This is a genomic window from Kribbella sp. NBC_00709, from assembly GCF_036226565.1.
In the GTDB taxonomy this organism is placed as follows: Bacteria; Actinomycetota; Actinomycetes; order Propionibacteriales; family Kribbellaceae; genus Kribbella.
On sequence record NZ_CP108996.1, the window covers coordinates 4,285,838 to 4,299,695 of the forward strand.

General features: G+C 69.0%; 10 protein-coding genes and 1 pseudogene. 5 read left to right on the plus strand and 6 right to left on the minus strand.

Going from position 1 to position 13,858, the window contains the following annotated elements; genetic code table 11:
* Nucleotides 1–36: 36 nt before the first annotated feature.
* Nucleotides 37–204: pseudogene (locus OHA18_RS43350) on the minus strand (hypothetical protein); the annotation flags it as partial.
* A 179-nt stretch (nt 205–383) separates the two neighbouring features.
* Here OHA18_RS43350 and fes point away from each other — a divergent pair.
* Nucleotides 384–1,583, plus strand: a complete 1,200-nt coding sequence (gene fes, locus OHA18_RS21125; protein WP_329005887.1) for an enterochelin esterase — start codon at nt 384–386, stop codon at nt 1,581–1,583.
* Nucleotides 1,584–1,701: 118 nt separating this feature from the next.
* On the opposite strand, the gene OHA18_RS21130 is transcribed toward fes, so the two are convergent.
* The 3 genes from OHA18_RS21130 to OHA18_RS21140 form a co-directional block, all read right to left on the minus strand.
* Nucleotides 1,702–1,971 carry a DUF3017 domain-containing protein gene (locus OHA18_RS21130; RefSeq protein ID WP_329005888.1) on the minus strand — a complete coding sequence of 90 codons (270 nt, stop codon included), beginning with the start codon at nt 1,969–1,971 and terminating at the stop codon, nt 1,702–1,704.
* 37 nt (nt 1,972–2,008) lie between these two features.
* On the minus strand, nt 2,009–2,866 hold the full coding sequence (locus tag OHA18_RS21135; RefSeq protein WP_329005890.1) for a bifunctional methylenetetrahydrofolate dehydrogenase/methenyltetrahydrofolate cyclohydrolase: 858 nt from the start codon (nt 2,864–2,866) through the stop codon (nt 2,009–2,011).
* 219 nt (nt 2,867–3,085) lie between these two features.
* On the minus strand, nt 3,086–5,134 hold the full coding sequence (locus OHA18_RS21140; RefSeq protein ID WP_329005891.1) for a glycosyltransferase family 39 protein: 2,049 nt from the start codon (nt 5,132–5,134) through the stop codon (nt 3,086–3,088).
* A 138-nt stretch (nt 5,135–5,272) separates the two neighbouring features.
* On the opposite strand from OHA18_RS21140, the gene OHA18_RS21145 reads away from it, so the two are divergent.
* Nucleotides 5,273–6,259, plus strand: a complete 987-nt coding sequence (locus OHA18_RS21145; RefSeq protein ID WP_329005892.1) for a pirin family protein — start codon at nt 5,273–5,275, stop codon at nt 6,257–6,259.
* A gap of 19 nt (nt 6,260–6,278) precedes the next feature.
* On the opposite strand, the gene OHA18_RS21150 is transcribed toward OHA18_RS21145, so the two are convergent.
* Both OHA18_RS21150 and OHA18_RS21155 read right to left on the minus strand, forming a co-directional pair.
* The gene (locus OHA18_RS21150; RefSeq protein WP_329005893.1) at nt 6,279–6,920 is read right to left on the minus strand and encodes a phosphotransferase; all 642 of its coding nucleotides are present in this window, start codon (nt 6,918–6,920) and stop codon (nt 6,279–6,281) included.
* Nucleotides 6,921–8,192, minus strand: coding sequence for a glycoside hydrolase family 18 protein (locus OHA18_RS21155; protein ID WP_329005894.1), 1,272 nt, complete (start codon nt 8,190–8,192; stop codon nt 6,921–6,923). It abuts the gene before it with no gap.
* 110 nt (nt 8,193–8,302) lie between these two features.
* Between OHA18_RS21155 and OHA18_RS21160 the strand changes: the two genes are divergently transcribed.
* The 3 genes from OHA18_RS21160 to OHA18_RS21170 all read left to right on the plus strand — a co-directional run bounded on the left by OHA18_RS21160 (nt 8,303) and on the right by OHA18_RS21170 (nt 13,822).
* On the plus strand, nt 8,303–9,544 hold the full coding sequence (locus OHA18_RS21160; protein ID WP_329005895.1) for a M48 family metallopeptidase: 1,242 nt from the start codon (nt 8,303–8,305) through the stop codon (nt 9,542–9,544).
* A 78-nt stretch (nt 9,545–9,622) separates the two neighbouring features.
* Complete coding sequence (locus OHA18_RS21165; protein WP_329005896.1) at nt 9,623–10,333, plus strand: transporter substrate-binding domain-containing protein; 711 nt, start codon at nt 9,623–9,625, stop codon at nt 10,331–10,333.
* A gap of 294 nt (nt 10,334–10,627) precedes the next feature.
* Nucleotides 10,628–13,822, plus strand: coding sequence for a S8 family serine peptidase (locus OHA18_RS21170; RefSeq protein ID WP_329005898.1), 3,195 nt, complete (start codon nt 10,628–10,630; stop codon nt 13,820–13,822).
* Nucleotides 13,823–13,858: the final 36 nt, after the last annotated feature.

The window sequence follows — 13,858 nt, forward strand, 5'->3', positions numbered from 1 at the left end:
GAACAGCACCCGCATGGTCCCGCTCCGCAACTCCTTCATATTCGCGTGACGTGATCCCTTGATCGTCTCCACGACGGGCCTGCCGAGCCCTGGCCCTTGCTCAGCGACAAGATCGACGCGAGCGAGCAGCCGGATCCGATCGCGGGCAGGCAGGTCGTGCAGCCACTCGTAGCAGCCGTCGGTGTAGACGATCGTGAATGCCATCCACCAAGCATAGTACCTCTAGGTTCTAGAACCTGTAAGTGCTACTTCTCACCTGAACCGGCCGCGGTGGGCGGGTGCGGCGATAGGGTCGGCAGCGGCGTGGGCTCGTCGGTGCATGTCTTGTCGTTCCGTGACCTGAGGGGTTGAGGTAGTTGTCTGAGCGGGTTGATAGTCCGCGGTTGCGGGGGCTTGATTCGGGGCGGGTTGAGGAGTTTTGGGGTGAAGTTGCCGAGCGGGGCGCACCGCTGGTTGAGGGTGTCGCGGATGATGAGCGGGATGTTTGGCTGACGTTTTTGCACCGGGCGGGTGAGGCGGTCAAGAGTGTTGCGGTCTTCGGTGGGCCTGCGGGGTGGGATGCGCCGGGCAACCTGATGCGTCGGCTCGACGGGACCGACGTCTGGTATCTCACCTTCCGGGTACGCGCCGACCTGCGCTGCACCTACCGGCTGGCGGTCGACGACAGTGATGGCTCAGCGGCCGAGGCCGAGGACTGGCAGGAGCGTACGGCGGACTGGTTCACCGATCCGTTCAACCCGGCGACGTTCACCTATCCCGCGGACGAGTTCCTCAGCTCGGACGAGACCGTGGTGTCGCTGATCGAGCTGCCTTCCGCGCCCGCGCAGCCGTGGCTGGCTCAGCGTGCGGACGGCAAGCAAGGCGAGCTCGTCCAGACTCTGCACCGCAGCGAGATCCTCGACAACGAGCGCCGCATCTGGATCTACACCCCGCCCGGCTATCAACCGGACGACGAGCCGTATCCGCTGCTCGTGTTGTTCGACGGCGACACCGTCCGCGGTCCGATGCCGTTCCCGACCATCCTGGACAACCTGATCGACGCCGGCCGCATCCCGCCGATGGTGGCCGTTCTCGTCGACAGCCTGACCCAGGAGGTCCGCAACCGCGAACTCCCTTGTGGTGCGCCGTTCCTGGAGTACCTCACCGACGAGCTGCTCCCGTGGGCGCGCTCGCAGTACCGGATCACGACCGATCCGGCGCGTACGATCGTCGCCGGCCAGAGCCATGGCGGTCAGGCGGCCGCGTTCGCGGGACTCCGGCGCCCGGACGTGTTCGGTAACGTGATCACGCAGTCGGGTTCGTTCTGGTGGAGTCCCGAGGACGATCCGGAGCACGAGTGGCTGAACCGCCAGTACGCCGAGTCCGAGCGTCAGCCGGTGCGCTTCTACATCGAGGCCGGCCTCCTGGAGCGCGGGCAGACCCCCGAGCACGGCCCGTCCATCCTGGTCACGAACCGCCACCTACGGACCATCCTCCGCAGCAAGGGCTACGAGGTGGAGTACGCCGAGTACAACGGCGGCCACGACTACGCCTGCTGGCGCGGCTCGCTGGCCGACGCCCTGATCACGCTCGCTGCGCGTTGAGCCGGTGGCGGTAGGACACCTGGGGGCGTCGCTGACCACGATGGGCGGCATCAGGTCGCCGAAGCCCTCGTTCCACGAGTCGACGTAGATCTGGACGACGCGTGCGGCGTCGGCTGGTCTAGTTCGGGATGATCAAGCCCAGCAGGGCGATGGCTGCTGCGGTGAGGAACAGGAACGTCGTGTCGAACATCCGGCTGCGGACGTGGAGCAGTCCGGCGGCGGTGTCGGTGAGGGCGGCGCGGAGCAGGCCGGCCAGGCCGACGCTGCCGGCGAAGATCAGTACGCCGTTCCGCCAGTCGTAGAACCAGAGCACGACCAGCCCGGTGAGCGCGGCCAGGAGCGACAACGCGAGCGGCCATTGGCTGCGGCGCTGAGCCTCTCCTGCCATCAGCACGTCACTCTCACCTTCAGAACAGGTCCTGTGGTCACTGGGGCAGGCTCGATTCGGCGGCCTCGACGACGTTGGTGAGCAGCATGGCTCGCGTCATCGGGCCGATCCCGCCGGGCATCGGCGCGATCCAGGCGGCCTGCTCGCGGGCGGCGGGCTCGATGTCGCCGACGATCTTGCCCTCGGCGCTGCGGCTGGTGCCGACGTCGAGCAGTACGGCGCCGGGCTTGACCATGTCGGCGGTGATCAGGCCGGCCGAACCGGCCGCGGCGATCACGATGTCGCCGGTGCGGACCACCGCCGCGAGATCCTTCGTGCCGGTGTGGCACTGGGTGACGGTCGCGTTCTCGCTCCGCCGGGTGAAGAGCAGCCCCATCGGCCGGCCAGCGGTCACCCCGCGCCCGACGACGACCACGTGCGCCCCGGCGATCGGTACGTCGTACCGCCGGAGGATCTCGACGCAGCCCTTCGGGGTGCACGGCAGCGGACCGTCCTGGCCGAGGACGAGCTTGCCGAGGCTCATCGGGTGCAGCCCGTCGGCGTCCTTCGCCGGGTCGATGAGCCCGAGGATCGTGTTCGTGTCGACGTGCTTCGGGAGTGGGAGCTGGACGATGAAGCCGGTGCAGTCCGGGTTCTCGTTGAGCTCGCGGACCTTCGCGGCGATCTCGTCCTGGGTCGCGGTCTCCGGCAGCTCGACCTGGATCGAGGAGATCCCGACCGCCGCGCAGTCGCGGTGCTTGCCGGCCACGTACGCCCGGCTGCCCGGGTCGTCGCCGACCAGAATCGTGCCGAGCCCGGGCACCACGCCCTGCTCGGCCAGCTTCGCGACCCGGACCTTCAACTCGTCCTTGATCGCCGCCGCCGTCGCCTTACCGTCCAGAATCTGCGCCGTCACGCCACCAGAGTCTGCCATGCGCCACCGGGCACCGGACCTCCGCCACTGACCAAGCCCGCTCCCGCGCGTGGCGCCGGGCGTGAATGTGCTGGTCGACGCGGCGGCTGCGGGCTCGGTCAGTGGGGAGGTCCGGATCGCCAGGCCATCACAATCGGTGCCTCGGCCGCCGGTCAGGCGGTGGGCGGGCTGGGCCGGGTGATTGTGATGGCCTGGGGATCCTCAGGTCGTGAGCTTGTACACCGTGGTGCTCCCGACGGTCGTGGCGGTGTAGTTGGCGGTGACCCAGGCCTGGATCTCGGACGCGGCGGACGAGTTGCCGCCGCCACCGCCCTGACCGCCGGAGATGTAGTAGGCGATCTTGCCTTCGGCTACCCACTGCTTGAACTGCGCGAGGGTTGGCGCGTCGTCGGTGCCGCTGAAGCCGCCGATGGCGATGACGGACTTGCCGGTCGCGAGCTCGAGCGACGCCGCCGACTGGGACCCGCTGGTCGCGGCAGCCCAGGTCGTGGTCGTCTTCTCCAACAAAGCAGTCAACTCACTGCTGGCAGATGCATCTCCGCCCATCCCACCAGCACCCTGTGCCCCCGCTTCAGCCGAACCGGAAGCGCCGGTCGTGCCGGAGGTGCCGGAGCGGCTGGGGGGTGTGCCGGTGGTTCCGCCTGGGCCGCCGGTGCGGCTTGGTGCGCCGCCGCCCCCGCCCATCCCGCCGCCCATCCCGCCGCCCATCCCGCCGCCCATGGCGGTGGTGGTCGGGCCTGAGGTTGGGATGGATCCGTTGTGGGTTTGCGACGCGGTCGACACCGCGTACGCCGTGCTCCCGAGCCCGAGCGACACCACCAGCGCGAGAACCACCGCAGGCATTGCCCGGCGAACCAGCCGCCCGGCGACGAGGAGCACCGCGCCGATCACCCCGGCCGCGACGACGACGTACTTCGCCCACGGTACGAACTCCGGCGTACGGGTCAGCAGCACGTAGTCCCAAACCCCAGTAGCCAAAACCATGGCCGCGAGCAACCACCGTGCCCGGCGCCCGATCACCACGCCCAGAGCGACCAGCCCAGCAATCGCCGGGGCAAGTGCGACGGCGTAGTACGGGTGGATCGTCCCGCTCATGAAGCTGAAGACGCCCGCGGTCACGAGCAGCCAACCGCCCCACAACACCAACCCGACCCGGACCAGGTCGGTCCGCGGCGCACGCCGCGTCACCCACAGTCCACCGACCAGTGCGATCAATGCCGCAGGCAACAACCACGAGATCTCGGTGCCGAAGGCGGATCCGAACATCCGGGTGATCCCAGTGCTTCCGCCAAACCCGGTGTTGCCTCCACCGCCACCTCCACCACCACCGTTGCCCGAACCACCCAGCAGCCGACCGAGACCGTTGTAGCCAAGGGCAAGCTCCCGCAGCGAATTGTTGGTCGACCCACCGATGTACGGCCGGCTCGACGCCGGCCACAGCTCCACCAGCGCGACGTACCACCCGGCACTCACGATGAGCGCACCGAGCGCGCCGAGCAGATGCAGCAACCGCCGCCGCAACGACGTCGGCGCCGCGTTCAGGTACACCAGCGTGAACGCCGGCAGCACCAGCAGCGCCTGTCCCATCTTGGTCAGGAACGCGAACCCGATCGCGACCCCGGCCAGCGCCAGCCACCGCGCCGACGCCTTCTCGAGCGACCGTACGACGAAGTACGCCGCCGCCACCATCAGCAGCACGAGCAACGCGTCCGGGTTGTTGAACCGGAACATCAGTACGGCGACCGGCGTCAGGGCCAGCGCACTGCCGGCCACCAACCCCGCCACCGGACCGGCCAACCGCTTCAACGTCAGATACAGGAGCCCGACCGCTGCGATCCCCATGAACGCCTGCGGGGCCAGCACGGTGAAGCTGTTGAACCCGAACACCCGCGCGAACGCGGTCGCCACCCAGAGCGCGCCCGGCGGCTTGTCGACCGTGATCGCGTTCCCCGCGTCGAGCGATCCGAACAGCCAGGCCTTCCAGCTCTGCGTCCCGGCCAGCTCCGCGGCGGCGTAGAAGCTGTTCCCGTACCCCGAGGCTGTCAGGTTCCACAGGTACAGGAACGCGGTGCCGACGAGCATCGCGAGCGCGGCCGGCCGGACGTACGCCGCCTGCCCGGCCGGCCCGCGCACGAGCCGCCGCAGCCTGCCGGGCGGATGTACCGGCGGTTCGGCGGACGGGTCGAGGGTTTCACGGGGTCGGTCGAGCAGCGTCGTCATGATCGTCTCCAGTTCGCGGATGGGTTCCACTGGCGACGATGACAACTGGGACTTCGGCGTCCCTGGACGTCGGCTGGGAGGTTCCTGTGAGCCGGGAATGCCCGCGCTCTTGCTGTGGTTCGGGCAGATAGTTTATTCTTGAACTATCAACCAGCGAGGAGCGCCACCATGCCCGCCGTGACCGTCAGCGACATCACCGTCCTGCCCCGCATCAACCCGCCGGAGCCGGGGGTCGCGCACGAGCGCGGAGTGAAGTCGGTGACGTCGGCTCCGAGCGGCTACGAGGGCGAGGGCTTCCCGGTACGGCGTGCCTTCGCGGGCGTCGACCTCCGCGACCTGGACCCGTTCATCCACATGGACCAGATGGGCGAGGTCGAGTACGCGCCGGGTGAGCCGAAGGGCACGCCGTGGCACCCGCACCGCGGCTTCGAGACCGTCACGTACATGCTCGACGGGATCATGGAGCACCAGGACTCCAACGGCGGTGGCGGCATCATCTCCAACGGCGACACCCAGTGGATGACCGCCGGGTCGGGGCTCCTGCACATCGAGACGCCGCCGGAGCACCTGGTGCTGAGCGGCGGCCTGTTCCACGGCATCCAGCTCTGGGTGAACCTGCCGAAGGCGCTCAAGTGGGCGCCCCCGCGCTACCAGGACATCCGCGGCGGCGACGCCGCGCTGCTCTCCACGCAGGACGGCGGTGCGCTGATCCGCGTGATTGCCGGCTCCGTCGACGGTCATGACGGCCCCGGCTCGACCCACACCCCGATCACGCTGGTGCACGCGACGGTCAGCCCGGGCGCGGAGCTGGTGCTGCCGTGGCAGCCGGAGTACAACGCGCTCGTCTACGTGCTCGCCGGCGAAGGTACGGTCGGCGCCGACCGGCGGCCGATCCGCAAGGGTCAGCTCGCCGTCTTCGGCCCGGGTGACACGATCCGCACCCAGGCCGGTACGTCGCAGCCGCAGGCGGAGCCGAACCTCGACGTGCTCGTCATCGGCGGCCGCCCGATCCGCGAGCCGATCGCGATGGCCGGACCGTTCGTGATGAACACCCGGGCCGAGGTCGTGCAGGCCTTCGAGGACTTCCAGGCCGGCAAGCTCGGCAGCATCCCCGCGGTCCACGGCGCCCCGACGGAGCTCCGCAGTACCGACTGATCCTCGGGCGACAGCGGCCTCAGGGCATGTAGTCGCCGCTGTCGTCGAGGGTGCCGTAGTGCTTGATCCGCGGGTCGTCCGGATCGCCGCCGTACAGCTCGACGAAGCGCCGGGCTGCCGGCGGGCCGCCGTACTGCGGGTTGAGGTCGCCGCGGAGGCTCTTGAACATCAGGGCGAGGTCCAGGTACCGATCGCCGGCGCCGAGGCGACCGAGGTCGAGGAGGCCGGCGAAGCGCAGCGTCTCCGGGTCGACGAAGACGTTGGGGGCCGCGTAGTCCCCGTGCGTGACCGCGTCGCCGGCGCCGGGGAACGGCGACGGGAACGGGCAGCCGGACAGCTCGTCCAGGGCGCGGAGGCCGTCGGCGATCGCGGCGAGTACTGCGGGACGGTCGGCGGCCGGCCAGTCCTGTGATGCGTCGCGCCCGGGCAACTCGGTGGTCAGCAGCCAATTGTTGCCGCGATCAACGACCTGCGGACAGGGGAAGCCGGTCGAGCCGAGCCAGGCCAGCCGGTCCGCCTCGTCGGAGACCCCGGGACCCGCCTTGTAGTAAAGGCGTTCCGGCCCGCGATCGAGCCGGACGACCGTCGCCCCGGAGCAACCGACGTGGACCGGTTCGGCATGAGCTGCGCCGAACCGGTCCTGGAGTGCCTTCAGATCCACTCAGCGAAGATTACGGTGCAACGCCGAGATCAGCTCCCCATTTGTTGTGTCGCCGTCGAGTGACCAGATCATCGCGCCGCCCAGATCGCGGTGCGAGATGTACTGCGCCTTGCGGGTCATCTCGACCGGGTCGTCCCAGGTCCAGAACGTCGTACCGTCGAAGAGCCAGGCGAACCCGGCCTTGTTGTCGCGATAGACGGTGTAGTCGGGCAAATGTGCCTTGAGCAGGCGGTAGTCCTCGGTGCCCGCCTCGTACGTCGCCGGCGCCGCGCCAGTCGACGGCTGGAACAGACCGTGGTTGGCGTTCGTCACGCCGGTCCAGCCGTGTGAGTAGAACGGCACGCCCATCACCAGTTGGTCGCGTGGTGCGCCGCGGGACAGGTACGCGTCGATCGTGACCTGCGAGCTGAACTCCGGTGTGGTCGGGTCACCCTTGGGTCCGTCGATCGCGGACTGCTGGTTGGTGAGTGTCTCCCAGGGACCGTGGTAGTCGTAGCCCTGCGTCGTACCGAAAGTCAGGTCCTTGAACAGCTTGCGGACCTCGAACCCCTTGGCGATCATCGTCGGGTTCGCGGGCAGGAACGCGGTCAGGTTGTAGCGGCCGGGCCGCCCGGACAGCCGGTCCAGCTGCTTGCGGTACTCGTGCACCAGGGCGGTGAAGTTCTGCTTGTCCTCGGGCCGGATCACGTTGCCCGGGTTGCCTTCGCTGGCCGGCCACTCCCAGTCGAGGTCGACGCCGTCGAAGATGCCCTTCGCGGCGCCGGCGGGGAGGCCGGGCAGGTTGCCCTTCAGCCACATGTCCAGGCACGACTTCACATGCGCGGCCCGGGAGGCCGGCGTGAGCGCCGCGTCGGAGAAGTGCGCCGAGCCGGTCCAGCCGCCGAGCGAGATGCTGATCCGGAGCTTCGGGTACTTCTTCTTCAGCTCCTTGAACTGGTTGAGGTTGCCGTTGAGCACCTGTCCGGGCTCGTCGGCCTTGCCGTTCACACTCTGCTCGGCGCTGAACGGTCGCTGGTAGTCGGCCCACGGGTCGCTGCTGATGCAGTTCCCCTGAGCGTCGACGAAGCCGAACGCGTAGTTGATCTGGGTCAGCCGGGCCGCGGACCCGTTCTTCACCAGATCGCTGACCAGGAAGTTCCGGTCGTACCCACTCCAGTTGGTGTAGTACCCCACCACTCGCTTGTCGCTGCCGTGCGCTTCGGCCGGCACCGCGACGGTCACCGGAACGACCATCGCCGCCGCCAGCAGCAGCCCCATACTCCGACGTTTCATTGCACCCCCATCGGATGGTTGATGCGCACACAGTAGGACCGCCCCCCCGACTTACACAATGTCTCTACAAAAATTCGTTGGTTGGCCCCGCAATGCCGCATCCTTCGACCATGGCCGTCGATCACTGTCCCGTCTGCGCGCGACCCCTGGCGGCTGATCCCCGCTACGTCACCTGGTGCCAGTCCTGCGGCTGGAATCTGAACGCCACGCCCGTCGTCAGCGAGCCTGCACGGCAGGTCGAACGGGAGCAGAAGCTCGCCGATGCGCTTGCCGCCGGACGGACCCCCGGGCCGGAGAGATCGCTGGGCGCGTTCCTGCTGTCGTTGCCGGTGTTGTTGGTGCCGTTGCCGCTCTTCCTCGGCGGAGTGGCGCTGCTGGTGTTCTACCGCCCGCTCTTGTTCGCCGCACCGTTCGCGGCGATCGCCTTCATCTTCACGGCGATCTTCCGGCCCCGCATCAAGCGGCTTCCCAGCGCAGCTCCGGCGGTGACCAGAGAACGAGCTCCCCAGCTGTACGACGTACTCGATCGTCTGGCCGCGCAGACCGGCACGCCGAAGCTGGACAGCGTCGTGGTGACCACCGATACCTGGATCGCCGTCGACCGGATCGGCTGGCGGTACCGCCGTGTGCTGCGACTCGGTCTGCCGGCCTGGGCCGTGCTCAGCCCTCAGGAGCGGTACGCCGTCCTCGCCCACACCCTGTACGACGACCAGCGCGGCGCCCACGATCGGGTGCTCGGCGCGGCGGAGCACATCCTCGACGAGCTGGCCGCGACCGTGCAGCCCGGGGCGCTCGACTCGGCCGGCAACGGGAAGCTCAAGTCTTCGGAGGGTGTGGTCGTCCTGGTCGGGCAGGGGAGTGACGACCAGGTCCTGCACAGCCGCCTCGTCCGGATCGCGAGTGCCGTCTTCGGACCGCCGATCCGTGGGTACCGGCTGCTGCTGCGCAGGCTGGACCTCACCGGCCGGCAACGGCGCGAGTACCGGATCGACCGGCGGGTCTCGGAGCACGTCGGCTCGGAGCCGACTGCTCGATCGCTGGAGCGCGTGCTGCTTGCGGGCACCTGCTACCGCGCGCTCGAACGCGCCGTCCGGTTCGAGCCGGGCAGCGATCCGCTCGACGTACTTCGGCGTACCGCGGCCGAGATCCCGGAGCACGAGTTCGTGCGGCTGGTGCGGTTGGACGAGGCGCGCAACGGCCGCGCTGATGTGGACCATCCGCCGACCGCCTTGCGCACCCGCCTGCTCCGTGCCACCCCGACGCCGACGACCGCCGTGTTCGCGCCGTCGAAGGACGACGAACTGGCCGCGGCCGCCCGGACCGCCTCGGCGCACCTCCGCGATCACTACTGAACCGCACAACGCAATGGACTGACAGGATGCGTCAGTCGGCGGGCATCGGCCGCGTGGGTGACGGATAGGGTCGCGGGTATGACGACTGTTGCAGCGGATCTCGCGCCGACCGGTGTACTGCGGGCCTCGATCAACCTCGGGAATCCGGTGCTGGCGAACGGTACGCCGGATGCGCCGGGCGGGGTCACCGTGGATATCGCGCGGGAGCTGGCCGAGCGGCTGGAGCTGCCGCTCGAGCTGGTGTGTTTCGACGCGGCGCGGAAGTCGTTCGAGGCCTTGACGACCGGGCAGGCGGACATCTGCTTCCTCGCGATCGAGCCGGCCCGGGCCGAGGAGGTTGCGTTCACCGCGCCGTACGTCGTGATCGAGGGGGTCTACGCCGTACCGCGGGACTCGGCGCCGGCCACGGTCGCCGACGTGGACGTTGAGGGCGTGCGGATCGGGGTAAAGGAAGGGTCGGCGTACGACCTGTACCTGACCCGAACGTTGCAGCAGGCAACGGTCGTCCGTGGCGAGGAGGGCGTGGACGTGTTCCGGGCCGAAGGGCTGGAGGCGGCGGCCGGCATCCGGCAGCCGATCACTGCGTACGCCGCTGAGCATCCCGACGTCCGCGTGATCGACGAGCGGTTCATGCAGATCCAGCAGGCCGTCGGCACGGCCAGGTCGAAGCGCCCCGAGACCGTCACCTACCTCCACGACCTGATCGAGGACCTCAAGTCCTCCGGTTTCGTCGCCGCCTCCCTCGCGGCCTCCGGTCAAGGCGACGCCGCGGTCGCGCCGCCTGCCTGACCGCGTTGCCCTTACGGGCAGTAGTCAGGCAGGAACCTGCCGTGGCAGGAGATGCAGGCAACCTTTTGGTCTGGTCCGGACATCTACCGATGAGTGGTCGCTCGACTCCGCCCCGTGACAATCGGCGACGGCGACGTGCGGCCCGATGTGAGGACAAACGATCGGGAGGGACTCATCGTGGTATCCACACCACGATCGAGGCGCCTCGGCGTAGCCGCCGTCGCCTCGATCGCCGCTTTGAGCCTCGGGCTCTCCGCCCCGGGCCATGCATCCGCAGCACCGCAATCCCATCCATTGGCCGCGAAGGCCGCGCAGGTCGCGAAGGCGTCGGCCAAGGACCGCAGCGTCACGCTGATCACCGGTGACCGGGTCACGCTGAAGGGCGGTGATCCGGCCAAGCCCTCGGTGCGACCCGGAGCCGGCCGGACCGGCGTCGCGTTCAGCTCGTACCGCCTGCAGGACCACCTGTACGTCGTACCGTCCGACGTCCGTGAGCAGCTGTCCACCGGCAAGCTCGACAGCCGGCTGTTCGACGTGACCGACCTGATCAAGGACGGGTACGACGACAAGCTCCCGCTGATCGTGACGTACACCGGGAAGAACCAGAAGCGGGCCGCGATCCCGGGTGCGAAGGTCTCCCGCCAGCTGCCGGTCATCAACGGTGCGGCGATGACGGCCACGAAGCCCGCAAGCGTCCTGAGCGCGGCCGGGATCGACAAGATCTGGCTCGACGGCAAGCGCAAGGTCACGCTGGACCAGTCGGTCCCGCAGATCGGCGCCCCGACCGCGTGGCAGGCCGGCTACACCGGCAAGGGCATCCCGGTGGCCGTCCTCGACACCGGCATCGACAAGTCGCACCCGGACCTCGCGACCCAGGTGGTCGGTGAGAAGAACTTCACCGACGCACCGGACGGCGACCACTTCGGCCACGGCACCCATGTCGCCTCCACGATCGCCGGTACGGCGGCCGCGTCGAACGGCAAGTACAAGGGCGTGGCCCCGGACGCGCGGCTGTACGACGGCAAGGTCTGCGACGACTTCGGCAGCTGCCCGGACTCCGCGATCCTGGCCGGGATGGAGTGGGCCGCGACCGAGGTCAAGGCGAAGGTCGTCAACCTGAGCCTCGGCGGCACCGACAGCCCGGGCATCGACCCGCTCGAGGAGGCCGTGAACCGGCTGACCGCCGAGACCGGCACGCTGTTCGTGATTGCCGCCGGCAACGACGGACCGACCGAGCGGACCATCGGTTCGCCGGGCAGTGCGGACGCCGCGCTCACCGTCGGCGCCGTCGACAAGCAGAACGGGCTGGCAGACTTCTCCAGCCGCGGGCCGCGCGTCGGTGACGGGGCCGTGAAGCCGGACATCAGCGCGCCCGGTGTGTCGATCGTGGCGGCGAAGGCGAAGGACTCGATCATCGGCGAGCCGGTCGGCGACGACTACCTGCGCCTCGACGGTACGTCGATGGCGACGCCGCACGTGGCCGGATCGGCCGCGATCCTCGCCCAGGAGCACCCGGACTGGAAGGCCGCCGAGCTGAAGGGCGCGCTGATGGGGTCGGCCAAGCCGGCCGACGGCCAGACCGCGTTCGAGCAGGGCTCGGGCCGGGTCGATGTTGCCAAGGGCATCAAGCAGACCGTGATCGCCGAGCCGGGCAACGTCTCGTTCGGTACGGCGGTGTGGCCGCACGACGACGACACCCCGGTCACCAAGACGCTGACGTACCGCAACCTCGGCGATCAGCCGGTGACGCTGGACCTGGCCGCCTCGCTGAGCGGTCCGGACGGCAGCCCGGCCCCGGCCGACGCGCTGACGCTGAGCGCCACGTCGGTCACCGTCCCCGCGGGCGGTACGGCGTCCGTGCAGGCGACCTCGAACACCAAGCACGACGGCCCGGACGGCCTGTACTCCGGTCGCATCACCGCGACCGGCGGCGACGTCACAGTCACGAGCGCGATCGGCGTCGAGAAGGAGCAGGAGAGCTACACGCTGACCCTGAAGGCGATCGGTCCCGACGGCAAGCCGGCTCCGGTCGAGGGCGTGCTGACCGCGATGGACCGGAACTTCTTCCAGTTCCTCGGTGACGGCAGCGACACCATGACGATGCGGCTGCTGAAGGGCGAATACCTGGTGCAGGCCAGCCAGTTCATCGAGCAGCCGGACGGCAGCTTCGTCAGTTACAGCCTCGTGCAGCCGTCGGTCCAGCTGACCAAGGACACCACGGTGGTGTTCGATGCGCGGGTCGCCAAGCAGGTCAAGGTGACCGTGCCGCAGGCCGGCGCGAAGGTCGCGCTCGCCGACGTCGGGTTCGACCGCACGTCCGCCGACGGCTCGTACGGATTCGGCTACGCGGGCCTGTCGTTCGACTTCGACGCCGTCTACAGCGCGCAGCTCGGTCCCGCGCTGCCGCCCGAGCAGTTCACCGGCCACGTCGCGTCGCAGTGGGCGAAGCCCGACGCCAACGGGTCGTTCAACAACTCGCCGTACATCGTCGGCCAGCTGAACACGTTCCCCGGCGCGTTCCCGACCGGGTTCGTGCGGGCGGTCAAGAAGAAGGACCAGGCGGTCGTCGAACAAGCCACCAACGCCGCGAGTGACCGGGCCATCGAGCGGGTCGTGATGGGCAACGGGCCTGGCATGAACGGCGGCTGGTCGCCGGTGCTCGACTACGGCAAGGCCCCGTTGACCACGACGTTGTACGCCGATGGCAAGCCGGTCACCTGGCAGACCGAGACCGACGAGATCATCCCGAGCACCGACCCGAACGACCCGTTCCCGCAGACGATCAGCCGGCTGATGTCGCCGGTGAAGTCGTACCGGGCCGGCAAGTCGTACCGGGAGCGGTTCAACGCGGCCGCCTTCACGACGGCGCCGGATCTCGCCGCCCGGGCCCAGGATGACCTGATCGTGTCCGCCTTCGGCCTTGCCGATGCGGATGGGAACAACGGGTACAGCGCCACCGACGCGGAGTCCAGCAAGTTGACCCAGGACGGGAAGGTCGTCGCCGAGTCGCCGTACTTCGGGTACGTCGAGGCGCAAGGGCTGCCCGCAGCGAAGACGACGTACACGCTGGAGTCGACGCAGACGCGGCAGTCGTTCAGCACGTTCAGCACCCGGATGGATCTGCGCTGGACGTTCTCCTCGGCGGCGACCGCAGAGCAGACGGCGCTGCCGTTGCTCGGGATCCGCTACCGGCCGACGGTGGACAGCCACAACGTGGCCGAGCGCAGACCGGTCACCGTGCTGCCCGTCGTGGTCGAGTCGCAGCCCGGTCAGACGGTGCCCGCGATCCGGAAGCTGACCATCCAGGTCTCCGGTGACGACGGCAAGACCTGGCACGACGCCGCGGTCGCGCCGACCGGGCACGGCGGGTACAAGGTGATCTTCGTGACCCCGAAGGGTGCACCGAAGATCTCGCTGAAGTCCCACCTGGTCGACGGTGCCGGGAACATTACGGATCTGACCGTTATCGGCGCTTATCCGTTGGGCTGAGCACGCAACCCCGGAGATCGGTTGTCGCGTTTACAC